Source organism: Ruegeria sp. CDSC068 (genome assembly GCF_059610545.1).
Genome location: NZ_JBXWNV010000004.1, coordinates 329,644 through 354,643, shown reverse-complemented (window position 1 = coordinate 354,643; position 25,000 = coordinate 329,644). Strand labels below are relative to the sequence as shown.

Sequence of the window (25,000 nt, the reverse complement as noted above, 5' to 3'; positions counted from 1 at the left end):
GGATTAATTGTCGTAATGCCACAAGAGGCGTATCTCCTCAACCAAAGCCCGCGCTGAACAGGAGATCCCCCATGCTGCGCTCTGCCACCCATGACGCCTCGGTTGTGACCGTAGAATTCGACACCGGCACAAAGGCTCGCTTTCACGCCATCTGGCTACGCGACAACGCGCTGGACCCCGAAACGCGCGCGCCCGGCAATGGCCAACGTCTGATCACCATCGGTGATATCCCCTCAGACATTTCGGTTAGCGCCGCCGAAATCAGCAATGGTGATCTGACAGTCACCTTTCAGCCAGAAGGCAAGACCGTCACCTTTCCCGCCGACTGGCTGGCCGAGCACGGCTATGACCGCGATCAAAACCGCCCCATGGGTCGGACGGCTCCCGACATCACCACCTGGGGACGCGGCATCGACGCGCCCAGCGCTGATTGGGATGAGGTCCACGCCAATCCCAGCGCCAAACGCGGATGGCTAGCTGCGGTGGCCGAATACGGCTTTGCCAAGCTGACCGGCGGCCCGACCGAACCGGAATCCTTGCTGAAAGTCGCCGATCTGTTCGGCTATGTGCGCGAAACCAACTATGGCCCCTATTTTGAGGTCCGAACCGAGGTGAACCCGACCAACCTCGCCTATACAGGCCTTGGTCTGCAGGCGCATACCGACAACCCCTATCGTGATCCGGTTCCGACGCTGCAAATTCTGTATTGCCTGGAAAACAGCGCCGAGGGTGGTGATTCCATCGTGGTTGACGGCTTCCGCGCTGCTGAAAAACTGCACGAACAGAACCCGGAAGGTTTTGCCTTGCTGGCAGGCTACCCCGCCCGGTTCGAATACAAGGGCTCGGACGGTATCTGCCTACGGTCACGCCGCCCGATGATTGAGCTGTCACCGGATGGAGAATTGGTCGGTATCCGGTTCAACAACCGCTCATCCGCGCCGTTCGTCGACGTGCCGTTCGACCAGATGGAGGCCTATTACGCCGCCTATCGCCAATTGGGCGAGATCATCGACGACCCTGCCATGGGCGTGTCGTTCAAACTGGAACCAGGCGAGAGTTTCATCGTCGACAACACCCGCGTGCTGCACGCGCGTCTGGGCTATTCCGGTGCGGGGTCACGCTGGTTACAGGGCTGTTACGCCGACAAAGACGGGTTGCTGTCCACATTGGCCGCGATGGAGATGAGCCAACCGGAGGCCGCAGAATGAAGCCCGATTTCTCGACCCTGAGCCGGGACAATATCGTGGCCTTCATCGGCGATATCTTCGACCGCCGCGGCGGTGAGGAATATCTGGGTGAGCCCGTCACCATGGCTGAACACATGTTGCAAGGTGCCACGATCGCCGAGCAGAACGGCCAGCCCGAGGAAATCATCGTTGGCGCATTGCTGCACGATATCGGCCATTTCACCTCCGAGTTCGGCACTTATCACCCAGATGACACCGAGGACCGTCATCACGAGGATGCAGGCGCTGAGGTGCTGGAACAGTTCTTCCCCTCGGTTATCACCGATTGCTGCCGCTATCACGTGGCAGCCAAGCGGTATCTCTGCGCCACCAAACCGGAATATTTCAACCGTCTCTCCACCGCCTCGGTCCATACGCTTGAATTACAGGGCGGGCCGATGAGCGCTGAAGAGGTCGCAGAGTTCGAAAGTAATCCGAACCTGAAAGAGATCGTTCAGGTGCGCTATCTGGACGAGGCGGGCAAGCGGGCTGACATGGACACGCCGGATTTCACCCATTTCGCACCGATGGTACAGCGCATGGTCGACAGGCATCTGGGCACATCATGAGCGCGCCTGAATATATCTTCGAGGCCAGTTCAAAACCGTCCCTTCCCTGGCACGAGGTTCCGCTGATCCGGGCCACGGACACGTCGGTCAAAGGCTATGGCTGTCTGGTTGATGACCCCGATACCTTCGAGATTGAAATAGCTCGCTGGCCCCAACAGGGCTGGCGCCAGATTGACGAAGGCACCGGCGACGAGGGCGGCTGGGTCGAAGGTACGTTCAAATGCGATTGGCAGGGTGACGTGCTTTATGGTGAGAACGAGGCCGTCAAAGGCCACTATGTTCTGGGTTGGTCCGCTGATCCACAACAGGCGCAGACCGACCTGCAGACGGCACCGCGCGATCAGGTTCTACTGTGGCACATGAACTACCACCCCGATGGCGGGCAGATGTTCTGGCCGCTGGACAACAAGCCCTTCATCGTGCCTGTCGCCCTGCCCGGCGACAACCTGACGCCAGAAAAGGTGGTCGCATTCTGGTGTGACGGCACGCGTGGCCTCTATATTCATCCCGGCATCTGGCACGAAGGGATATTCCCCGTCGAAGACAACCAACGCTTCCTTGATCGGCAGGGCCGGGTGCACGCCCGGGTCAGCGCCGATATCGGCAAAGAGTTCGGCGTTTACCTTGCCTGCCCCTTGCGCGCGGACAAGATACGCGATCTGTAGCCAAACCTGTCTCTTCCGGGCGGCGCTTTTCAGATTCCCTTAACCTTTGCCGCAAACTTCTGCGATACTCACCCTGTGTGTGCATAAGGGAGGCGCAGATGGGATTGAACCGTCGGAAATTGGTACAACTAGGCACCGCAGCCACCGCGAGTGCGGCGCTGTCGCGATTTGCTGTCGGCGCAACTGGCCAGAATGAGGCGTTCGAGGCAAAGTTCGCCGAAACACTGGCTGGTCTCAAAGCCGCGTTCGCCAAGCTCGGGTTTTCCGAGTCACAACCTTTTTCGATTGTCACCGGGAACGTCGACTATAATGGCGGGCTGCGGCACGATTTCGAGCAAAAGAAATTGCAACCAAACGCTTTCGTCATACAACCGCTGGCTCGCGTCGCAGATGTGGAAGAAAAAAACCGCCCCGATGTCCTGCCCCTGTTTCACGAGGTTGGCTGCCATCCAGAAGGTGCGGTCAGCGGGCGTGACACCACGGAACTTATGGTGCGTCTTCTGACTGAAGAGTTCAGCCTTGACCCTTCCCGCATTGCTTTTGTCAGCGTGCCTCAGGCCGATGACGTGCGCCCGGTTCTAGATGGGATGAACTTGCCGTTTTCGCAAAAGGTCCTGCTGCGCGATGAGGCCGAGGCATTGGCCGCCCGCGACGCCTCTGGTTATTTCTTTCCCGATCCGTTTGGCGAGGATTACCTGGTCACGATGGGCGTTTATTACCGCGTCGGCAATCAAACTGAACCCGCACCCGAATCCTATCCACCATCTGCCAACTGGACCGAAATCGGAGAGATCATCATCGGCGGCGAGGCCGCACCGTTAGGCATATCAATCGGAGCAGAGCGTCTGACCTATGCGTTGACAGGTCAGTTCCCGACATGGGACCAGCGTTTGGATGCTCTGTTCGCGCATATTGACTTGGGACATGCAGAACCGCCGGGAATCGCCGCGTTCAGATAGGATCCCTTACAGCCCCAATACATCCACCATGTCATACTGACCGGGCGCTTTGCCCTGTCCCCATAGGGCCGCCTTCAAAGCGCCGCGGGCAAAGATGGTGCGGTCGGTGGCCAGATGGCGCAGGACGATGCGTTCTCCGGGGGCTGCGAACAGCACGTCGTGTTCGCCCACGATGTCACCGCCGCGAATGGCATGGAACCCGATATCGCCCCGCTTGCGCGCGCCGGTAATTCCGTCGCGGCCCCGATCGGACACATCGGCCAGATCAACCCCGCGCCCTTCGGCGGCGGCCTCGCCCAGCATCAGTGCTGTACCCGAGGGCGCGTCGACTTTGTGGTGATGGTGCCCTTCGATGATCTCGATGTCGAAATCTTCATCCAGCGCTGCGGCGACCTTTTTGGTCAACTGCACCAGCAGGTTGACGCCAAGGCTCATATTCCCTGCCCGCACGATGACCGCATGGCGAGAGGCCGGTTCCAGCGCTGCGATCTGCTCATCCGACATGCCAGTGGTACCAATCACGTGGACGCACCGTGCCTGCGCGGCCAGTGCGGCAAACTCCAGCGTCGCCTCGGGCGCAGTAAAGTCAATCACCGCCTGCGCCTGCGAAAACGCCTCCAGCGGGTCGTCTGTGACGGTGACGCCCAGCGACTGACCGCCCAGCGCCTCGCCCACATCCTGACCGATCCAGTCATGGCCCGCCCGCTCAACAACACCAACCAAACGCGCCTGATCGCTGTCCGTCACGGTTTTGATCAGCATCTGCCCCATACGGCCCGAAGCCCCTGTGATGACGATCCCCGGAATATGGGTCATTGCGCTGGTCCTTTTGTTGAATTCGGCTCAAAGCCTCCTACCCCGTTCGCGCCCGCTTGGCAAAGCCCTGCTTTGGGCTTAGATCGGGGATATGGCAAAGAACAAATTCCACGATGGCCCCGGCCCGTCCCAACGACAGCTTCGTGTCGGCGAACTGATCCGCCGCACCCTGTCCGAGGTTCTGGCGCGCGGAGATGTCCACGACCCCGACCTGAACCGCATGTCAATCACCGTGGGTGAGGTGCGCACCTCACCCGATCTGAAGATCGCCACCGCCTATGTGTTGCCCTTGGGCGGCAAGGGGCAGGAGGATGTGATCGCGCTGCTGGCCCGCAACAAGGGTGAATTGCGGCGGGCGGTCGGCAAGAAGGTCGGTCTGAAATTCTCACCCGATCTGCGGTTCCGGCTGGATGACACCTTTGACCGAATGGATGACACGCGCCGCATGTTCGATCAGGACGCGGTGCGCCGCGATCTGGACGAGTGATCCGCGCATTTGTCATTTTGGGCGCGGTCTTCTGGGCCGCGCAGGCCTCAGCGGTCACATGCGAGAAGGTGACCCATGAGGACAAGCGGTACACCATCTGCGATGTGGACGCCGCCAGCGAAGAGTTGCGCCTCTTCCTCAATGATGAAGACGGTAAGGTGCTGGGCCATTTCTCATCGGTGAACGAGACCCTGGCCCCACAGGGAAAGCGTCTGGCATTTGCCATGAACGCGGGCATGTATCATGACGACCGCTCGCCTGTCGGGCATTACGTTGAAGACGGCCAGGAACAGATGCGGGTGATCCCGAATGCCGGTCCCGGCAATTTCGGCTTGCTGCCGAACGGAGTGTTTTGCATCCGCGAGGGCCGTGCCGACGTGTTCGAAACCTTGGATTACGTTGATCAGGCCCCGCAGTGCCGTTTCGCCACGCAATCCGGCCCGATGCTGGTCATAGGCGGTGAACTGCACCCGCGCTTCTTGCCCGATTCGACCTCGCGCTATGTGCGCAACGGCGTTGGTACCAGCGCGGATGGGACACGGGCAGTATTCGCGATCTCGGATGACTATGTCACATTTCACGAATTCGGCAGCCTGTTCCGCGATGTCCTTGAAACGCCGAATGCCCTGTTCTTCGACGGCAATATCTCTCGTATGTATGAACGCGCCGGAAATCGGTCGGATGTCGGGTTTTCGCTTGGCCCTATTGTAGGTGTGGTCGAAGATACGCCCTGAAATTGACAGTGGCAGAACGATCCGTTAGGTCGCGCGCCTCGGTAAGATTCAGGGTGTAGAATGGGACGCAAACGCAAGGGTCGCGACATTTCCGGTTGGCTGGTGGTGGACAAGCCCGCGGGCATGACCTCGACCGCTGTGGTCAACAAGGTTAGGTGGGCGATGGATGCCAAGAAAGCGGGCCATGCAGGCACGCTTGACCCCGAAGCAACCGGCGTACTGGCCGTGGCTTTGGGTGAGGCGACCAAGACCGTTCCCTACATCACCGATGCGCTGAAGGCCTACACCTTCACCGTCCGTTTGGGTCAGGCAACCAACACCGACGATGCCGAGGGCGAAGTGATCGCACAAAGCGACGCGCGCCCTTCGGATGACGATATCAAACAGGCGTTGACCCGGTTTCTGGGCGATATCATGCAGGTCCCGCCCAAATTCTCGGCCGTTAAGATTGACGGGCAACGGGCCTATAAATTGGCGCGAGACGGCGAAGACGTAGAGCTATCCGCCCGCCCGCTTTGGGTAGAAGAGTTGATTCTGGTCGACCGCCCCGACGAAGACCACGTCGTGCTAGAGATGACTTGCGGCAAGGGTGGCTATGTCCGCTCGATTGCCCGCGATCTGGGCGCGGCGCTGGGATGCCACGGCCATGTCAAAGTTCTTCGCCGCGTCTGGTCCGGCCCGTTCGAGGTTGAAGACGGGTTGAGCATCGAACAGATCGATGAAATGGCCAAGACAACCGCACTGGACGACTACCTGCACCCGCTGGAAACCGGTCTCGCCGATCTGCCTGAATTGAAATGCACACCCGAAGGCGCAACCCGCCTGCGCAACGGAAATCCGGGCATGGTTCTGGCCTCGGACGTGGAATACGGCGATGAAGCCTGGGCTTCGCTGGACGGCAAGGCCGTGGCGGTGGGGATCTACAAATCGGGCGAATTGCACCCCAGCCGGGTGTTCGTTACCTAAGCCACGTGCTAGGCGAAGGGCATGATTACCCGAACGCACACTAAGGGCGACGCGCCCTCAACCGCCATCTATTCCGATTGCGAGAAATATCGCTATAGCCTGACCCGTATCTGGGATCCTGCGGGGCGCAAAGCGCTGTTTGTGATGCTGAACCCGTCAACCGCGACCGAGGTTCAGAACGACCCGACGGTGGAACGTTGCGAACGCCGCGCGCGGGCGCTGGGGTTCGGAGCATTTCAGGTAACCAACATCTTTGCCTGGCGCGACACCGACCCGCGCAAGATGCGCGCTGCTGCCGACCCGGTAGGACCCGAGAACGACGCGGCCATATTGGATGGTGTTCAATGGGCCGATCAGGTCATCGCCGCATGGGGCACCCATGGTGCACATCTGGACCGCGGCCCGGCGGTTGAGACGCTGCTGCGCGGCACCGGTCAGCAACTGTTTCATTTGGGGCTGACCAAGGCCGGACACCCCAAGCACCCGCTTTACATCGCCTATACCCAACAGCCCGAACCGTGGTGACCGACGGTTAACCACAAGTTCAGATTGGCTTTGACCAACTAACTGATCACATGGGATATTTCATCCTCGGAGCAGTGCGTTCTCGGAGGGTTGCCATGTTTCTGTTCGGATTGCTGAGCCTGGCCGCAATGGGCGGAGCAGCCTATGCGATGGGCGGTATTATGGAGGCTGACGACGACACCGAAGAAGACGAGATCATCGAAGATGAACCGCAAGAGGTCTCTGACGGCAGGTATCTTGAGATTGGTGAAAACATCGACGAAGTCGAAGAGCCCTCGACCGGGACCACAGTCTCGGAATTCGAAGGCGATTTGGTTGTGGCCGGGGACGACGACACAAACATTCTGACCGGGCAAGATGGCGACGACCAGATCAACGGCTACGGTGGCGACGACACTGTGCTGGGGGGCATGGGCGATGACACCCTGCATGGCGGCGATGGCGTTGATACAATCCAGGGCGGCGAAGGCGATGATGTTTTGCATGGCGAAGGTAACGATGACGTCCTGTCCGGTGATGATGGCGACGACAAGCTTTTTGGTCATTTCGGCGACGACAGGCTGGACGGTGGCGATGGGGATGACGACCTGTACGGCGGTCAGGACAACGACACGCTGACCGGAGGCGCGGGCGCCGATGCGCTGCATGGGGGCTATGGCGACGATGAGCTTGCTGGTGGCGCAGGTGAAGACGTCTTGTTTGGCGGCGACGGTGACGACGTGCTGACCGGTGAGGATGGCGAAAACGAAGACTCCGTGGATTTTCTGAATGGCGGAGCCGGCGACGACATTATTGCTGCCCATAGCGGTGATATCGTGACCGGAGGCGAAGGCGCCGACAGCATCCACCTGAACCCCGAGGATGACGACGATGCCGTCAAGGTCATGGATTTTGAACCCGGGCAGGACAAGCTGTTGATCTCGTGGGAAGGCGAGGAAGATCCGGAGATCAACATTGAAACAGACACTGAAAACGAAAACCTGACCCGTGTCATGGTCGACGGACAAGACGTCGCCCAACTGCTGGGTGCCAAAGGGTTGACCCTGGACGATATCCAATTGATCAACGGTCAGGAACTGTCGCAGCTCAATGCGCTGAGTTGAAGCAATAGAATCCCTTTGCCATTTGCCTGAAATCCGCTTATACGCGCCCATCCGCATCGGAATCGGTGCGGTTTTCTCCATGGGCCTGTGCTGGACGACATCCCGGCCTGCGCCATCAACTCTAACCTTTAAAGGAGACCCCGATGTCGATTACTGCCGCTGAAAAAGCACGCGTCATGAAAGAATTCGGCACCAAGGACGGCGACACCGGTTCGCCAGAAGTCCAGGTTGCCATCCTGACCTCGCGCATCACCACCCTGACCGAGCACTTCAAGACCCACAAGAAAGACAACCACGGTCGTCGCGGTCTGCTGAAAATGGTCGCCCAGCGCCGTAAGCTGCTGGACTACCTGAAGGGCAAAGAAGAAGCGCGCTATCAGGACCTGATCAAAAAGTTGGGCATCCGTCGTTAATTTCGGATCTTACCGCTTTTGGATTTCGGACGCCCGCCCTAATTGGCGGGCGTTTTTTGTTGGATCAGGGAACGCGCGCTCGGAGTAGCGGTATGGTGGGGCTCAATCCGGCTTGCAGTTCACAAACTCTGTCGGCACTATCCCGGGACCTGATCAACAGCTGCTCAATACCTCAGTCCCCCAAGCACACATCCAGTGTGTGACGACAAGTAAAATGGAACCAAATGAAGCTGGAATTTCATCATATTAACCTGGTGGCAGACGACGTTGACCGCCTACACGACTTTTATACAAACGTCTTGGGTTTGGGTGATATTCCGCAGCATAATTTCCCGCGCTCTGAAGCAACCGAAGACTCGGGTTATGACGGCCAAATCCGCTTTGCAACGGACGGCAGCATGCAGATGCACCTTGCGGAACGGGACTTTGACGTCGCTTTCAAAAATGATCAGGTCATCAATCCAGTGAGCCGCGGACACATCGCGTTCCGAACGGATGATCTTGCCGCGGTCCTGAGGATACTTGATGAAAACGCGGTTCCTTATTCGGACTATGGCACTGCCTTTTCGAAAGAGTGGCACCAAGTGTTCTTTCGCGACCCCGAAGGCAATGTTGTCGAAGTTCACCAACAGGTCGCGACTTTGGGCTGAACCTGAGCCCGAAGTTCCCCGCGCTGTTCAGCTTGTGACGACGCGCTAGACCATATCGTACTCTACGCTTTTTGCTCCGATGTCGCCCATGTGGCCGGTGATGCGCTGCACCAATTTCTGCCTGGACATGTCTGCAAGTGCCTTCGGAAAACTCTGCAGCTCTTCCTTTCTGGCGACAACAGTTAAAGTGCGCGAAAGGCCCGAGACCGGAATATCTTTCAACCGCAGGTTCATATTCTCAACCAGACCATCGATCAGCAATGTCGGCGTCAAAAGGCTGAACCCCTGACCTGCAGAAACACAGGATGTAACCATGCTGGAGCGGTCCGCCTGGATGACCTTGTCGGGCTCAAACCGCAATCGGCGCAGATGCTGCGCAATTTGGCGGCCCGCGTTGGTTGTATCTCCGAACCGCACCAGCGGAAGCCGCGTTTGGATCGCCTCCAGGCTGTCCGTCGGGCCGTCATATGCTTCGGGAAGAACCAGCAGGTATCTTTCGGTCAGAACGTGATGACGCTCCAAGCCATCCATATCCAGAAACGGATTTGATGTGATCGCGAGGTCCGCTTGTTTCGTCCGCAGCAGGTGTTCATGGTTGCCGCTTTGGCCGGCATGCAGGGTAATATCTTCGACATTGAACTCACGCTGCGCGAAATCGACCAAAGAGGGCGTCAGCGTCGTGGCGATCGAGGCTTGAATGCCGACCCGCAGCAGCGTCAGGGATTTCTGGCCAACGTGGCGCAGTTCCGTTTCCATGTCGGAAAGTGCATCCAGAATTTTCTGCGCTCTTCCATGCAAACGCGCACCCGCATAGGTCAGCCGCGCCGGACGTGTACTGCGATCCAGAAGCACAGTGCCGAAGGCCCTTTCCAACGCTGTGACGTGCTGGGAAGCCGCCGGCTGCGACAGATTCAGAAGTTTTGCGCCCGCCCGCATCTGACCCGTTTCCGCAACGGCGACGAAAACCTCAAGTGAACGCATCAGACTTGGTGAGAGTTTACGATGATCCAGCATTGCTCATCCTTAGTATAAATAGTCCTTATACTGTTGGAATTTTCTTGGTTTACGTCAAGCACTCGGTCAACGCTTTGGCCATGACACGTTCGCGCTCATCTCGACGCCGCAGGGCCGCTGGACCTCGCACTCTTCCCGAGGCGCGCGCGCCGTATATTCTGCGCAAGCTTTCGACCTTCAATGTCCTCAGCGAGGCAGGGTTGGAACAGATCGAGGCCAATGCGGATACCATCCTTGCCGAAACAGGGATGGAGTTTCAGGACGACCCGGAAATCCTGAGCATTTTTGCCGATGCAGGCTGTGACGTCGACGGCTCTCGCGTTCGGTTCGCGCCGGGGTTCTGCCGCAATACGATCATGGCAGCCGCGCCAGCACAGTTCGTTCAACACGCCCGAAATCCCGCCAACAGCGTTCAATTGGGCGGTGACGCCAGCGTGCTATGCCCGGCCTGGGGTCCGCCCTTTGTGCATGATCTGGACCGCGGGCGGCGCTATGCCTCGCATCAGGATTTCGTTGATCTGGTCAAGCTGCATCACAGTCTGCCTTGGCTGCACCATTCGGGCGGCGTGGTTTGCGAGCCAGTGGATTTACCGGCCAACAAACGCCATCTCGACATGCTCTATGGCCATATACGCCATTCTGATCGTGCCTTCATGGGGGCATTTATCGGGGCTGAACGTGCGGGTCACGCGATCGACATGGCACGAATTGTGTTCGGCGAGGACTTCGTGGCGGAAAATGCCGTGCTGTATTGTGTCTCGAACACAAACGCGCCGCTGGTGATGGACAGCCACATGTCGGGCGCATTGAAAACCTATGCCCGTGCCGGGCAACCGGTTGCCTGCACCCCTTGGGTTCTGACCGGGGCCATGTCGCCGTCCACCGTTGCCGGGACGTTAGCGCAGGTGCTGGCTGAAACCATGGCGGCGATGACGCTGACCCAACTTATAAACCCCGGGGCACCCTGCATGATGGGCAGTTTTGCCTCAACCATGTCGATGAAATCCGGTGCGCCCACTTTTGGTACGCCCGAAGCCGGGTTGATGGTTTTGGCGGCCGGACAGCTTGCCCGCAGGCTGGGGGTGCCGCTGCACACGGTTGGCACGCTCAGCGCCTCAAAAGTTTCGGACGCCCAGAGCCAGCAAGAGGCCACATGGGGCCTTATGATGTCGATGTTCGCGGGTGCCAATCTGATCAACCATGCAACTGGATGGCTCGAAGGTGGGTTGGTGACCTCGTTCGAAAAAACGATCTTGGATCATGATCTTTGTGGCAAAGTCGGACGGTTCTTCGATGGAATCGACATGAGCGAGAACGCTCAGGCGATGGAGGCAATTGCCGCGACTGGACCGGGGCGGCATTTTCTGGGCTCTGAGCATACGCAGGCCAATTTCATGTCCGCATTGTTCCGGCCCTGGACCCCGGATGACAATTCATTCGAACAATGGCACGCGGCCGGAGAGTTGGATGCCGCAGCCCGCTCCAATGCAATCTGGAAAGAGCGGCTTGACGCATATCAAGACCCCGGTCTCGCCCCCGGCATCGACGCCGCGCTGCAGGACTATATCGCGCAGCGTAAGGCCGAGAAGCCAGATCAGGATTACTTCTGATGAGCCGTATCTTGATCATCGGAGGTGGCGCTATTGGTCTGAGCTTGGCCTACCATCTGGCCAAACGCGGTTCGAATGACGTCACTGTTCTGGAGCGCAACCAGCTGACCTCGGGCACGTCTTGGCATGCGGCGGGGATTGTCGGTCCGCTGCGCGCAACGCCAAACATGACCCGATTGGCAATGACCGCACTTGAGGTTTTTCCTACCCTTGAGGCCGAAACTGGCATGTCCACTGGATATCGCCAAACCTCTGGCTATTGGCTGGCCAGCGACCCTGCCCGCCTGGACGAGCTGCGCCGGATTGCGGATCTGGGCCAGACGCTGGGATTGACCCCACGCATGATCGAGGCCTCGGACGTGCCCCTGTCACACCTTGATCTGAGGAACTATGTCGGTGCGCTCCATGTGCCGGAAGACGCCAATGTGAATCCGGTCGATTTGTGCATGGCATACGCCAAAGGTGCACGGGATCGTGGCGTTTCAATCCGCGAACATACCGGGGTTCAGTCCCTGCGGAAAAAGGGTCAGCGGATCACGGGTGTAACCCTGACCGATGGGACGGAACTGGACGCCGATCAGGTCGTTCTTGCCACCGGCGCTTGGTCACGTGAGCTGGCCGCCAATGTTGGCGTCGCGCTTCCGTTACAGGCGGTCGAGCACATGTATGTTGTCACCGAACCCATGCCCAACCTGCCCAACCCGTTCCCAGTGATCCGAGATCTGGACCGGGGCATCTACATCAAGGGCGATGCGGGCAAGCTTGTGATCGGCGGCTTTGAACCCAACGCCAAATGCTGGGACGCTTATGGCCCCGAAGGCGACCGACCCTTTCTTGAACTGGCCGAGGATTGGGATCAATTTGCCCCTTTCATGGAGGCCGCATTAGAGCTGTGCCCCAGCCTTGAAGCGGTCGGCATTCAGCATTTCATGAATGGCCCGGAAAGCTTTACCGCGGACACAAGGCCGCTTGTTGGTGAAACCTCGGTCAATGGTTTGTTTGTGGCTGCGGGTATGAACTCGGTCGGAGTCATGTCTTCGGCGGGGATTGGGCGGGCGCTGGCGGATTGGATGGTCGACGGCCACCCCCCGATGGACATGTGGGAGGTCGATGTTGCCCGGGTCGACCCGCACACAGCCAGCGCTGAACATATGGCCGACCGCATGGAAGAGGCCGTCGCGGATCTTTTCGCTTTGCATTGGCCATATAAACAGCCCAACGCCGGCCGAGGTCTGCGCACCACAGCACTGCACGATTTCTGGGCTGAGGCTGGGGCGCATTTTGGCCTGACGGCCGGTTGGGAACGCGGGCTGTATTACGGACCGGCACAGCCCTATTCGACAACAGATCAGGGGTGGTGGCCGCTGGTTGAGGCCGAAGCGGCGGTCTTGGATCAGGGCACTGCGCTGATTGACCTAAGCCCGTTTACCAAACTGGACATCACCGGGCCGGATGCTCTGAAGGCATTGAACCACCTGACGACCGCGCAGATGGACGTGCCCATTGGTCGGTCTGTCTATACGCAGATACTCAACGCGCGCGGTGGGATCGAAATGGATGTGACCATCACGCGGTTGGGTCGGGATGCGTTTCATCTGACCTCGGGCGCCGCCACGCGCATGCGCGATCTGATGTTTCTGCGCAGGCATGTGAAGGGCGAGGTATCTGTCAGGGATGTGACCGAAGCATTCTGCACAATCGGTGTGATGGGAGGTGGCAGCCGAACGCTGCTACAGGGTCTTGGCAGCGTTCCAGAAATGGCATTTGGCTATGCCGCCACCGCCGAAATGGCAGGCATTGCTTGCCGCGCCACGCGCGTTAGTTTTGTCGGAGAATTGGGCTGGGAACTAACCATACCCAACGCTCAGGCCCCTCAGTTGTTCGACACCCTTCACAAGGCAGGCGCGCGCCCGCTGGGCCACTATGCGGTTGACGCCTGCCGGCTGGAAAAGGGCTTCAAACACTGGGGGCATGAACTTGGCCCCAAGATCACTCCGCTGGAAGCCGGTCTGGGGTTTACCATCGACTGGTCCAAGGAGTTTCAGGGCAAAGCGGCGCTGGAACAGCAAAAGTCCAACGGCTTGCAACAGCGCCTGATCCTTCTGCAAGTTCACGGCAATGCCCTGATGTTGCATGACGAACCGGTGTTCGAGGACGGCACCCATGTGGGGCTGACAACCTCGGGCGGGCGCGGGCCGCGTACGGGACTGAACCTGTGTTTTGCCATGGTCGCGGTCCAATCGGGCGAGACGTTGACCCAGACATGCGATCGAAAATTCGCGGTTCGGGTCGCTGGGCAGGACTATCCAGCGCAGCCCTTGCGACGTCCGCCCTTTGATCCCTCAGGCGAAAGGATGCGCGCATGATCAAGGCGCAGGTTGTCATCATCGGTGGCGGCGCGATGGGCGTGTCGCTGATGTATCATCTGATCAAGGCGGGCTGGTCCGATGTTCTGCTGGTCGAGAAAAACGACCTGACCCATGGTTCGACATGGCACGCGGCGGGACTGTGCACCCATTTCGCGCATAATCCCACCATTCAGGAATTGCGCGCCACCTCTGTTCGGCTTTACCGCGATATACTTCCGCGGGAAACCGGACGCGATTGCGGCTTTCACCGCTCTGGCGCGATGCGGATTACCCGCAACCCCGACCGAATGGATGAGTTCCGCCATGTGGCCGGTCTGTCCGAATTCACCGGCTACCCGCTGGAGGTCCTGACGCCCGATCGGATCGCCGAGCTCTTCCCTCTGGCCAAACTGGATGGGCTGATCGGCGGGATTTATGAACCTGATGACGGCCATGTAGACCCTACGCTGGCGACCCACGCAATGGCTGAGGTTGCCCGGCGTGGCGGGGCTCGGATCATACGCAATTGCGCAGTCACCGCGATTGAGCGTCAGCAGGATCATTGGCGGATTGAGACTGCGAAGGAGATCATAGAAACCACCCACGTGGTCAACGCCGCAGGCACGTGGGGCTGGGAAATCGGGCATATGATGGGACTCAACATCCCGTCTGTTCCGGTGCTGCACCAATACCTGGTGACGGACACGGTGGAGGCCGTATCGTCCCGGATCAAAGCCGACTTGCCCGAACTGCCGATCATCCGCGACCCTGAAGAAAGCTGGTATGTACGGCAAGAGCGCGATGGGCTGATCCTGGGGCCTTATGAAACGGACGCCAAGGTCTGGTCCGTTGATGGTGTGCCGCCGGAGTTTGGCGCGGACCTGATGCCGCCGGATCTGGACAGTGTGGAACACATCATCATGGCCGCAATGGAACGAATACCGGCGCTGGAAACCGGTGGTGTAAAATCGGTGATCAATGGACCGATCACCTTTACACCTGACGCCAACCCTCTGATCGGGCCTGCGCAAGGATTGGAAAATGCGTGGCTGCTGACCGGTTCGTCCATGGGCGTGATGGAGGGTGGCGGCGCCGGATGGTTCCTTGCCCATTGGATGACCCACGGTGCCCCACCGATGGATGCGCTGGCCGTCGACAGCCGCCGTTTCGGGTCATGGGCGGATCGCGATTACCGCGTGGCTAAGGCCGTCGAGTGTTTCGGCCTGCAATTTGGAGTGCACTATCCGCATGAGGAACGGCCCGCAGGGCGCGGCCTGCGGCTGTCCCCGCTGCACGACCTGATGGTCGAACGTGGCGCGGTGATGGGAGCGGCTTATGGGTGGGAGCGTCCTAATTGGTTCTCAAACACACCCGGAGCAATCGCCGGTGAAACCTTCCGCCGCGCCAATTGGTTCGAACCCGTGGCGCGAGAGGTCGAGGCCGCGCACAATCGCGTCGCCATGGCGGACCTGTCCGTGTTTTCAAAATTCGACGTCACCGGCCCCGATGTCGCGGCCTTCCTGCAAGCATTGGGCGCGAACCGCGCGATCCAGCCGGGCCGGATCGGCCTGACCCATGCGCTGACACCCACAGGTGGCGTGCTGTCGGAATTCACCGTCACCCGCTTGGCCGAGCGTCACGCCTATCTGACCAGCGCTGCCGCGGCCGAGCAGATCGACTATGATCTTCTGACGCAGGTTGCCAAGGGCTTTGACGTCACCATCCGAAACGTCTCTGAGGATCTGGCAGTTATCGGCGTCATGGGGCCCAAATCCTCCGATGTGTTGCCCGAGTTGAACCATATGCCATGGCTCACCGCGCACGAGACCCATGTCGGCGGGATTTCCCTGCGCGCCTTGCGAGTATCCTATCTGGGCGAATGCGGTTGGGAACTGCACGTGGCTAAAGAACATGCCGTGCAACTTTTCATGACGCTTGAAGAGATCGCCAAACCTCATGGTCTGGGATTCTACGGGGCCTATGCTGCAAACTCCATGCGTCTTGAAAAAGGCTATCGCGGTTGGGGCAGTGATCTGACGACCGAACGCAGCCCATTAGAGGCAGGTCTGACCCCGTTTGTCCGCAAGGACCTACGCGACGAACTAGCAAGGGACAACGCATGGGATATGGTGCTGCTTGAGGTCGAGGTCGGTGAGATAGATCCGTTCTACGCGCACACGATCTGGAAAAACGGTATCCCGGTCGGCATCGCCACCTCGGGTGCTTATGGCCACCGGACCGGTAAAGTTCTGGCCTTGGCCTATCTGCGCGACCCGACCGCGCGCGAGGGGCTGACCATCTCAATCCTGGGCCAGCATCGTGCGGCAACGATCCTGCCTGAGGCCCCCTTTGACCCCAAAAACTCACGATTGAAAACCGGAGGTTCCAAATGACCGACCACCCCCTTCACACCGACTGGGACTTCTCGAACACAGCCGCGCGACGGGATCAGTACTATGCGGCCTCACTAACGCGGTTCACACCGTTTCGCGAACCTATCGTTTTCAAGAAAGGTCAGGGCCAATACCTTTGGGATACGGAGGGTCGGAAATACACTGACCTGCTGGGCATGAACGTCTGTATCTCGGTCGGACATTCGCATCCTCGTGTTGTGGCGGCGGCAACTGCACAGGCGCAAGAGCTGACCCACTGCACGACAATGTTTTACCACCCAACGCCTGCGCATCTGGCCGAAGAATTGGCCGCAACGATGCCCAAAGGACATGACTGGGTCGTGCACCTGACCAACTCCGGATCCGAAGCGGTTGATCTGGCGATGACCATGGCGCGCACATACACTGGCAATCTGGATTTGCTGGCGCTGCGTACCGCCTATCACGGACCAACGGCTGCGGCGCAGTCGATCACCGGCATCTCGGGCTGGCGTCACCCGGGCATGCCCGGCAACGTTGCCTTCGTGCCGGAACCCAATCAATACCGCGGCATCTTTGGGCCGGGCACGCAGCCCTATCTGGGTGAGATCGATCGCACAATCGCCACAGCCACATCCGGCAATGTGGCGGGCATCTTTGTCGAAAGCGTGCAGGGCTATGGTGGCATCATCGAAATGCCGCCCGGTTATTTGTCCGGCGCAGCCGAACGCGTGCGCGCGGCAGGAGGTCTTTATATCGCGGACGAGGTGCAGTCGGGCTTTGGCCGTACGGGCGAGAATTTCTGGGGGTTCGAAGCGGACGGCGTTGTTCCCGATATCATCGTCATGGCCAAGGGTCTGGGGAATGGCTTTCCGATTGGTGCAGTTGTGGCCAAGAAGCATATCGCCGAACCCATGGCAGAGAGGTTTATGTTCCACACCTATGGTGCCAACCCGACCTCGGCTGCCGCAGCCCGTGCGGTTCTTGCCGTTATGCGGGACGAAGGGTTGCAGGAAAACGCCCGCGTAGTGGGGGCCTCCTTGCTGGAAAGGCTGCACGGCTTGAAAGACAAGTATCAGGTCATCGGCGATGTTCGCGGGAAAGGGCTTATGCTTGCGCTGGAATTCGTGAAAGACCGGGATAGCAAAACGCCGGACAAAGAAATGACCACAGAGGTTTTCGAAGCCTGCCGCGCACAAGGAATTATCCTGTCAAAGTCCGGTCCGTTTCAACAATGCTTGCGGATGGTGCCGCCGTTGTGTTTGTCGTTGGACGACGTGGATCAGGTGGCGAACAGTCTTGATCAGGCGCTCGAAGCCGCCGTGAGTGTCGCCAAAGCATAAGTAGCTGGGCCATCGGCCCATGCTATTTCGCTTCGAATGATCCGGACGTTCATAGTTGTCCGGGGACGAAAAACGCCCGCCATAAGGCGGGCGTCCAGAATGTTTCAGATCAAGGCCCTACATCTTGGCTTTTTCTGATTTCAGCGCCAGCCACAAGCAGTAGCACATGATCAGAACCACCAAGGTGAACGGGATACCTGTCGAAACCGCAGCACCTTGCAGTGCAGAGAGGCCCCCGCCAAGCAGCAGCGCAATGGCGACCAGACCTTCCAAAGTGCACCAGAACACCCGCTGAACCACCGGTGCGTCCATCTTGCCACCCGCAGTAATCGTGTCGATAACCAGCGAGCCGGAATCCGACGAGGTGACAAAGAACACAACGATCAGAACCAGGGCGATTGGCGCAACAATACCGTAAAGCGGCAGTTCTTTGAGAAAACCGAACAGCGCACCTTCAGGGGCGTAACTGTCGATCACTGTGGCACGCACACCTTCGGCTCCACCTGCGTTCAACATGTCGATGGCGGCACCGCCAAAGGTCGACATCCACAAGGCACAAACAGCCGTCGGTGCCAGCAGGGCGCAAAGGATGAACTCGCGCACTGTGCGACCTTTTGAGATGCGGGCGATGAACATGCCCACAAAAGGCGACCATGCGATCCACCAGGCCCAATAGAAGGTCGTCCAGCCGTGGAAGTAACTGGTGTCTTCACGCCCGAACGGGTTCGACAGCGCCGGCAGGTGGTACACATAATCCACCATCACGTTGAAATACCGTGCGATGGCCGTGCCGACGCCAGTAACAACAATCACGAAGATAAACAGGCCCACGGCCATGATCATGTTGATTTCACTCAACCGTTTGACGCCAGCATCCATCCCCATCAGGACCGAACCCAACGCAATCAACGTGATACCGATGATCAGCAGGACTGTGACGGTTGGGCTGGGTTCGATGCCGAACACCTCATTCAGGCCCGCCGCAACCTGCTGCGCGCCAAGACCCAGCGAGGTGGTTAGGCCAAAGAGCGTCGCAAACACAGCCAAGGTATCAATGATATGGCCCCACCAACCCCAGACACGTTCGCCCAAGATCGGATAGAAAGCCGATCGCAGGGTCAGGGGAAGATCAAGGTTATATGCAAAGATGGCCAGGCTCAGACCAACAGCAGCGTAGACCGCCCAGCCTTCCAGCCCCCAATGATGGATTGTACCGACAACTCCAGCATATTCATTGCCTGGAACCGCGATGTCGATGCCCAGTGGCACCGCGTTGCCGTCTTCGGCAAAATTGTAATAGACGGGCTCCATCACTCCAAAGAACAACAGCCCGATGCCGATACCAGCCGCGAACATCATCGCAATCCATCCGGCATAGGAATAGTCGGGCTTTGCGTCCTTGCCACCGATCCGCACCTTGCCAACCGGCAACACGATCAGGACCAGGCAGAACAGCGTGATTGCGTCGACCGAAAGAACCAGAAACCAGTCAAACGTGCTGGTGAGCCATGGTCGTAGCCAGCCAAACAGTGCCGCGGTACCTTCTTGGTTGGCCAAAGCGATCAGAACGAACGCAAAGATCAGGATGCTCGAGATCAAAAAGACCGGGTTATGGATGTCCAGACCGAATGGCCGGACGTTGTCTTGCCCAAGCTCGTATTCAGTCTCGAAGTCGTAAATCCGGGGGTCCGGATCCAGCATTTTCTTGGTTTGTGCCATTCGTCTGCCCTTCTGTTCGCTAAGTGCAAACGCCAAGGTATTCGACCAGCGGACGGAAACGAGATTTTGTCCCTTGGCGCTTCTCCGTCAATTCGACCGCGGGCTTCGTGATAACAGCTTACACTGACGACATAATTTCACCAAACGCATTCCTGTTAGTGAATGCAATTGCGTTGCACTCACCCCTTGTAAACTAATCGCCTTCAGGTAGTTTTCGCGCCTTGATACTTTCGCTCTATTAACAGGCCCTGCCCTATGACGCTTATCTTCAACTCTCTTCTACTGTCGATGCGCGTGATGCTGCACATGATCGTCCCCGTTCTTGTGATTAGCCTCGCCTCAGTTGTTGTTTGGACGGTTCTGGGTATTTTCACCCTCGGGATGGCCAATTACATTAGCGGACCGGTCACAACCGCATTTTTCACCCTTTTCGGAATTCGCACAGCGCTTGCGCTGAAAGGGGATAAGCGACACACGGATTACCGGGCCATGGCCCTGTATTCGGTAATGTACGGGTTGTTTTTTGCTGCTGTACTATGGGTTCTGAAACTGATTGTGGCTGTATCGGGCATTGCATATGCCCTGTGGCAGATCGGGGAACCGATATCTTGGGCCGCTTTCCAGAACGTTCCCAAGCCGGCTCTGGGCGCTTTTGGCCTGCTTGCCGGAGGCAGCAGTCTGATCGTGATGTGCTTTGTGTGGGCTGCGTTCTACGCGATCATGGCCGTACCGATAGCCAGCGCCGCACAATCCGCCGGGCACCGCGCGCCGAGCCACGCCTTCTTCAATGGGCTAGGGCGTAGTTTCATACCGCTGTTCTGCGTCTTCTTCGTTTCGATCTTCCTGCAGCTCTATTTTGGCTTCTACACAGCTATTTACGCCCTGCTTCCGATCCTTATGTCGGTAATCTCGATCCTGACGGCACAGAGTTTGCCAAATTTCGATCTTGAAATCATTCTTAGGGGAGCCGCCGCAGGTGGGGCTTTGCTATGGCTGAATTCGTGGCTCTGGTCGGTGTGTGCTCTGGCGTTTTTGAAATTCGAAGGGGATGACACAGTAGCCGTGGCTGCCCCGTCCCCGGATCTGGAAACAGCAACGGATTTGCGGGCGTTGCGAAAGTCGCGCGAGCGTTCTTTCTGAATTCCGGCGGGAACCCTGCTGTAAGCGAGACCTCTTTCAATCCGCCCCAATCTCATGTATGCGCGCGGTATCTGAGACGTTGTGCCCTGATCCCGGCACTCAGACGAAAGCTAAAATGGGATCGGCGGCAATGGGGCCGCCATGCAAACGGGAGACCCGCAGGGGCGGGAGTGCTCCCATCTAGGATACGCATATGTTTGATGTAACGAAAAAATCTATGCAGTGGGGCGAAGAGACGCTCACACTGGAAACCGGCAAGGTTGCCCGTCAGGCTGACGGCAGCGTGATCGCGACACTGGGCGAAACCAGTGTAATGGCGAACGTGACCTTTGCGCGGGCGCAAAAACCGGGTCAGGACTTTTTCCCTCTGACCGTCCATTATCAGGAAAAATACTATGCCGCCGGCAAAGTTCCGGGTGGTTTCTTCAAGCGCGAGGCGCGCCCGACCGAAAAAGAGACGCTGACCGCGCGTCTGATCGACCGTCCGATCCGCCCGCTGTTCGTTGACGGCTTCAAAAACGAAGTTCTGGTGATGTGCACCGTGCTGTCCCACGATCTGGTCAACGACCCCGACATGGTTGCGATGATCGCTGCCTCGGCTGCGCTGACTATTTCCGGCGCGCCGTTCATGGGTCCGATCGCCGGTGCCCGCGTTGGTTTTGAGGACGGTGAATACGTTCTGAACCCGACTGTTGACGACATGCAGGACCTGCGCCTGAACCCTGAACAGCGTCTGGATCTGGTTGTTGCCGGCACCAAAGACGCCGTGATGATGGTTGAATCGGAAGCGTACGAGCTGTCCGAGGCCGAAATGCTGGGTGCGGTCAAATTCGCACATGAGCAGATTCAGCCGGTCATCGACCTGATCATCGCGCTGGCCGAAGACGCCGCGAAAGAGCCGTTCGACTTCCAGGCGCCCGACTACTCGGAGCTGTCAGCCGCAGTCAAAGCTGCCGGTGAAGAGCAGATGCGCGCCGCTTTCGCGATCACCGACAAGCAAGAGCGCACCGCCGCTGTTGCCGCTGCGCGTGAAGCAATCAAAGCAGCGCTGACCGAAGAGCAGCTGGAAGACGGCAACCTCGGTTCCGCAATGAAGAAGCTGGAAGCTGGCATTCTGCGCGGCGACGTCGTCAAAGGCGGCAAGCGGATCGACGGTCGTTCGACCACCGATATCCGTGGAATCGTTGCAGAAACCTCGATGCTGCCCCGGACGCACGGTTCCGCTCTGTTCACCCGTGGCGAAACTCAGGCGCTGGCCGTAACCACGCTGGGCACCGGTGATGACGAACAGTTCATCGACGCGCTGCACGGCAACTTCAAATCGAATTTCCTGCTGCACTACAACTTCCCTCCCTACTCGGTTGGTGAAGTTGGCCGCGTAGGTGGCCCGGGCCGTCGTGAGATCGGCCACGGCAAGCTGGCATGGCGCGCGTTGCAGGCGGTTCTGCCTGCGGCGACCGACTTCCCCTACACGATCCGTATCGTGTCAGAGATCACTGAATCCAACGGCTCCAGCTCGATGGCGTCTGTTTGCGGCGGTTCGCTGTCGATGATGGATGCGGGTGTACCGCTGAAAGCACCGGTTGCCGGTGTGGCCATGGGTCTGATCCTGGAAGATGACGGCGAATACGCCATCCTGTCCGACATTCTGGGTGACGAAGACCACCTGGGCGACATGGACTTCAAAGTTGCAGGTACCGAAAACGGCATCACCTCGCTGCAGATGGACATCAAGGTCGCAGGCATCACGCCTGAGATCATGGAGAAAGCCCTGGCGCAAGCCAAGGACGGCCGGATGCATATCCTGAGCGAGATGGGCAAAGCCCTGTCCGAGACCAACGATTTCTCGGTCCACGCCCCGCGCATCGAGACCATGAACATCCCGACCGACAAGATCCGTGAAGTGATCGGCTCGGGCGGTAAGGTTATCCGCGAGATCGTCGAAGTTTCGGGCGCCAAGGTCGACATCAACGACGACGGCGTCATCAAGATCGCCTCGCCTGATGGTGAATCGATCAAGAAGGCCTATGAGATGATTCACTCGATCGTCGCTGAGCCGGAAGAAGGTCAGGTTTACACCGGTAAGGTCGTGAAGATCGTCGACTTCGGAGCCTTCGTGAACTTCTTTGGCAAGCGCGACGGTCTGGTCCACGTGTCCCAGATCGAAAACCGCCGCCTGAACCATCCGTCGGACGTTCTGAAGGAAGGTCAGGAAGTAAAGGTCAAGCTGCTGGGCTTTGACGATCGCGGCAAGGTCCGTCTGTCGATGAAAGTTGTCGATCAGGAAACTGGCGAAGAAATCGTTCCCGAGAAGAAAGAAAAGAAAGAGGAAAGCGCAGAGTAATCTGCCCCTCTTTGAATGCAGAAAGGCCCCGGTGATTGACCGGGGCCTTTTTTTGTCTTTGCGCCTTCTGGTTAGGTTAGATGCTCTGGACTTACTTAACCCGCCTCACTCTGCCATTGGTGCCATAGGTCCCGAAAAAATAAATCAGCACCTTATATAATACACGCATTGCGTGTATTATAGTGGGGATGAAGATGAGTGTTTCAATTTCAGGGGCATCGTTAATCCATGAATTTTTTTACACTATATCAAGTAAGCGCCGATCCGCTTGGTAATCCGAATGTCACCGTCACGAACGCCTTTCAGGTGGCAATTACCGACAATGACAACCAACTTGAAAACCCGGACGCCGATGGCAGCCAGCAATTTGATGTGAGCGGCATCGCTGGGTTGAATACTTCCGAAGATTTCCAGGTTTTTGAGAATTACACCGCCAATGTCGGCGGATCGCCAGTTACTTTTACTTTGCTGCAATGGCAAGGAACTCAGTACATCGTTGTCACATCCGGTCAGGTTGCGGTCAACGATGTACTGTCAGGCAACACACTGACGCAAAACCCTGCGTCGCCTTCGGTCTACGATACACTTCCAACTTTCGTTTGCTTTACTTCCGGGTCCCTGATCCTTACGCCGTCAGGTCGACGCCTAATTGAAACACTGGAACCCGGAGACGAAGTGATCACGGCAGATGGTAGTGCGCGGCCGGTGCTCTGGATTGGCCGGCGCCAGCTATCTGCGCAAGAGTTGAAACGTGATCCGCACCTTTGCCCGGTTCGTATCCGCGCTGGCCGCTTTACCGAAGGTTGTCCTAGTCGAGATCTTCTAGTCTCTCCCCAGCATCGGATTGCTGTAACCTCTGCTGTTATGGAGCTGTACTACTTTGATACTGTAATGCTGGCCCCGGCCAAAGGTATGGTCGACGGTCAGGGCATCGAACAACTCCCTCCGGAACAAGGGGTCGAATACATCCATATATTGTTCGACAAACATGAGCTGGTGAATGTCGAAGGCGTCTGGTCCGAGTCCTTTTTCCCCGGCGACACCACAATGAGCGCGATGGCCACGGCCACCAAACGCGAGCTGTTTGAACTGTTCCCTGAACTTATGTGCAGCAAAACGGGTTATGGCGAGACCGCTCTGCCAGTCCTCAAACCCTACGAAGTCCGCCTTCTTCGGTCAGACCTGTCGGTCCCAATGAATTTTCCGAAAAAAGGTGACACCATCTACGCAGCCGAGCACTCTGCCTAAGTCCACTTTCGGGTTTTCCATGAGCCTATAAGTTCGGGTTTGGTTTAGGCATGCCCGATTGTCGTATTTGTCAATTCGCCACGCCAGACGGCCCGTGTTTCATCACATGCCACTGCCCATAACTGTCGTTCAAATCCAGTTGGATCGCCGCATCTGCCTTGGTTGAGGCGCTGCCTATCTCGGCCAGGGTAAATTCGATACCACCGGGAATGTCGATCCGTACGCGATGCGGACCACCGCCATGTGGGGCCTCGATAGGACGGCCGGTTGAGTTCAGCACCTCACCGATTGAGACTTTGGCAGTGCGCCCCTCCATGTCCATCTCAAAATCAATCGGCACATACAGAGTCTCGTGAACGGTGTCGCACATCGTGCGGAAGACATGCCAATGGGTTGCCATTTCCTCGGTCTCTTCCCCGTGAAAGACCTTTTCCAATGCAGCCCGTTGCGCGTCCGAGGCGCTTGGGTCGATGATCACCTGCATCTGGCCGCCGCCCTCAAAGATCGGGCCAGGCCAGGCATAGATCAGCGCAGCTTTTGTGCCCGCAAGGTCGGTGTCGCCAAAATGTCCTTTGGAAACCTCAAGCACCTCAAAGCCGCGGCAATTTCCGTGGGTTGGTAATTCTTCGAATTGGCAAGGGCAGGCATAGCCGCAATTGCAGTTCCCGAATGCATCGCCTTCAACGTACCAATCTGTGAATGCCATCGTCTTCTCCTGTTTTACACAATCTGAACGCCCGACGTCTTGG

Annotated in this window: 22 protein-coding genes; 18 read left to right on the top strand and 4 right to left on the bottom strand. The window is 58.2% G+C overall.

Annotation, left to right across the window (positions count from 1 at the left end):
• Positions 1-71: 71 nt before the first annotated feature.
• The 4 genes from tmpA (at position 72) to AC2FID_RS11015 (ending at position 3,419) form a co-directional block, all read left to right on the top strand.
• Positions 72-1,208 (top strand): 2-trimethylaminoethylphosphonate dioxygenase, encoded by a 1,137-nt coding sequence (gene tmpA / locus AC2FID_RS11030; RefSeq protein WP_058274955.1) that lies wholly within the window; start codon positions 72-74, stop codon positions 1,206-1,208.
• Positions 1,205-1,795: a (R)-1-hydroxy-2-trimethylaminoethylphosphonate oxygenase gene (gene tmpB, locus AC2FID_RS11025; RefSeq protein ID WP_282170215.1), complete on the top strand. Its 591-nt coding sequence runs from the start codon at positions 1,205-1,207 to the stop codon at positions 1,793-1,795. Before tmpA ends, tmpB begins: the two co-directional genes overlap by 4 nt.
• Entirely contained in the window at positions 1,792-2,460 is a 669-nt protein-coding gene (locus tag AC2FID_RS11020) for an ureidoglycolate lyase (RefSeq protein WP_109313582.1), read from the top strand. The genes tmpB and AC2FID_RS11020 overlap by 4 nt, the downstream gene beginning before the upstream one ends.
• 98 nt (positions 2,461-2,558) lie before the next feature.
• Positions 2,559-3,419, top strand: coding sequence for a hypothetical protein (locus AC2FID_RS11015; protein ID WP_496697192.1), 861 nt, complete (start codon positions 2,559-2,561; stop codon positions 3,417-3,419).
• Between the two features lie 6 nt (positions 3,420-3,425).
• Here AC2FID_RS11015 and dapB read toward each other — a convergent pair whose 3' ends face one another.
• Positions 3,426-4,235: a 4-hydroxy-tetrahydrodipicolinate reductase gene (gene dapB / locus AC2FID_RS11010; RefSeq protein WP_496836813.1), complete on the bottom strand. Its 810-nt coding sequence runs from the start codon at positions 4,233-4,235 to the stop codon at positions 3,426-3,428.
• A gap of 91 nt (positions 4,236-4,326) precedes the next feature.
• Here dapB and rbfA point away from each other — a divergent pair, with 91 nt between their 5' ends.
• From rbfA to AC2FID_RS10975, 7 genes are all read left to right on the top strand, one after another.
• Positions 4,327-4,722, top strand: coding sequence for a 30S ribosome-binding factor RbfA (gene rbfA / locus AC2FID_RS11005; protein WP_058274960.1), 396 nt, complete (start codon positions 4,327-4,329; stop codon positions 4,720-4,722).
• Positions 4,719-5,456 (top strand): phosphodiester glycosidase family protein, encoded by a 738-nt coding sequence (locus AC2FID_RS11000; protein ID WP_282119560.1) that lies wholly within the window; start codon positions 4,719-4,721, stop codon positions 5,454-5,456. The genes rbfA and AC2FID_RS11000 overlap by 4 nt, the downstream gene beginning before the upstream one ends.
• Before the next feature lie 60 nt (positions 5,457-5,516).
• Positions 5,517-6,422 (top strand): tRNA pseudouridine(55) synthase TruB, encoded by a 906-nt coding sequence (truB, locus tag AC2FID_RS10995; protein WP_282170212.1) that lies wholly within the window; start codon positions 5,517-5,519, stop codon positions 6,420-6,422.
• A gap of 21 nt (positions 6,423-6,443) precedes the next feature.
• Positions 6,444-6,947 carry a DUF1643 domain-containing protein gene (locus tag AC2FID_RS10990; RefSeq protein ID WP_282170211.1) on the top strand — a complete coding sequence of 168 codons (504 nt, stop codon included), beginning with the start codon at positions 6,444-6,446 and terminating at the stop codon, positions 6,945-6,947.
• Positions 6,948-7,042: 95 nt separating this feature from the next.
• Positions 7,043-8,050 carry a calcium-binding protein gene (locus AC2FID_RS10985; RefSeq protein ID WP_496836809.1) on the top strand — a complete coding sequence of 336 codons (1,008 nt, stop codon included), beginning with the start codon at positions 7,043-7,045 and terminating at the stop codon, positions 8,048-8,050.
• Between the two features lie 143 nt (positions 8,051-8,193).
• Positions 8,194-8,463 carry a 30S ribosomal protein S15 gene (rpsO, locus tag AC2FID_RS10980; protein ID WP_039543122.1) on the top strand — a complete coding sequence of 90 codons (270 nt, stop codon included), beginning with the start codon at positions 8,194-8,196 and terminating at the stop codon, positions 8,461-8,463.
• 224 nt (positions 8,464-8,687) lie between these two features.
• Positions 8,688-9,113, top strand: a complete 426-nt coding sequence (locus AC2FID_RS10975) for a VOC family protein (protein ID WP_282152321.1) — start codon at positions 8,688-8,690, stop codon at positions 9,111-9,113.
• A 45-nt stretch (positions 9,114-9,158) separates the two neighbouring features.
• Here AC2FID_RS10975 and AC2FID_RS10970 read toward each other — a convergent pair whose 3' ends face one another.
• Positions 9,159-10,127 carry a LysR family transcriptional regulator gene (locus AC2FID_RS10970; protein ID WP_496836808.1) on the bottom strand — a complete coding sequence of 323 codons (969 nt, stop codon included), beginning with the start codon at positions 10,125-10,127 and terminating at the stop codon, positions 9,159-9,161.
• 80 nt (positions 10,128-10,207) lie between these two features.
• Between AC2FID_RS10970 and AC2FID_RS10965 the strand changes: the two genes are divergently transcribed.
• From AC2FID_RS10965 to AC2FID_RS10950, 4 genes are read left to right on the top strand one after another with little or no spacing between them, the layout of a single operon-like run.
• Positions 10,208-11,737: a trimethylamine methyltransferase family protein gene (locus tag AC2FID_RS10965; RefSeq protein ID WP_496836806.1), complete on the top strand. Its 1,530-nt coding sequence runs from the start codon at positions 10,208-10,210 to the stop codon at positions 11,735-11,737.
• Positions 11,737-14,103 (top strand): GcvT family protein, encoded by a 2,367-nt coding sequence (locus AC2FID_RS10960; protein ID WP_496836805.1) that lies wholly within the window; start codon positions 11,737-11,739, stop codon positions 14,101-14,103. The genes AC2FID_RS10965 and AC2FID_RS10960 overlap by 1 nt, the downstream gene beginning before the upstream one ends.
• Positions 14,100-16,478 carry a GcvT family protein gene (locus tag AC2FID_RS10955; protein ID WP_496836803.1) on the top strand — a complete coding sequence of 793 codons (2,379 nt, stop codon included), beginning with the start codon at positions 14,100-14,102 and terminating at the stop codon, positions 16,476-16,478. Before AC2FID_RS10960 ends, AC2FID_RS10955 begins: the two co-directional genes overlap by 4 nt.
• Complete coding sequence (locus AC2FID_RS10950) at positions 16,475-17,800, top strand: aspartate aminotransferase family protein (RefSeq protein ID WP_496836801.1); 1,326 nt, start codon at positions 16,475-16,477, stop codon at positions 17,798-17,800. Before AC2FID_RS10955 ends, AC2FID_RS10950 begins: the two co-directional genes overlap by 4 nt.
• A gap of 117 nt (positions 17,801-17,917) precedes the next feature.
• Here the strand turns inward: AC2FID_RS10950 and AC2FID_RS10945 are convergent, their stop codons facing one another.
• Complete coding sequence (locus AC2FID_RS10945; protein ID WP_496705618.1) at positions 17,918-19,519, bottom strand: BCCT family transporter; 1,602 nt, start codon at positions 19,517-19,519, stop codon at positions 17,918-17,920.
• Between the two features lie 255 nt (positions 19,520-19,774).
• Between AC2FID_RS10945 and AC2FID_RS10940 the strand changes: the two genes are divergently transcribed.
• The 3 genes from AC2FID_RS10940 to AC2FID_RS10930 all read left to right on the top strand — a co-directional run bounded on the left by AC2FID_RS10940 (position 19,775) and on the right by AC2FID_RS10930 (position 24,251).
• A complete protein-coding gene (locus AC2FID_RS10940; protein WP_496836799.1) occupies positions 19,775-20,659 on the top strand; it encodes a hypothetical protein in 885 nt (294 codons plus the stop codon).
• A 193-nt stretch (positions 20,660-20,852) separates the two neighbouring features.
• Positions 20,853-23,003: a polyribonucleotide nucleotidyltransferase gene (gene pnp, locus AC2FID_RS10935; protein ID WP_282119571.1), complete on the top strand. Its 2,151-nt coding sequence runs from the start codon at positions 20,853-20,855 to the stop codon at positions 23,001-23,003.
• Positions 23,004-23,231: 228 nt separating this feature from the next.
• Positions 23,232-24,251, top strand: coding sequence for a Hint domain-containing protein (locus AC2FID_RS10930; protein ID WP_496836797.1), 1,020 nt, complete (start codon positions 23,232-23,234; stop codon positions 24,249-24,251).
• A 70-nt stretch (positions 24,252-24,321) separates the two neighbouring features.
• Here AC2FID_RS10930 and AC2FID_RS10925 read toward each other — a convergent pair whose 3' ends face one another.
• Complete coding sequence (locus tag AC2FID_RS10925) at positions 24,322-24,957, bottom strand: DUF1326 domain-containing protein (RefSeq protein ID WP_472722704.1); 636 nt, start codon at positions 24,955-24,957, stop codon at positions 24,322-24,324.
• Between the last annotated feature and the right edge of the window lie 43 nt (positions 24,958-25,000).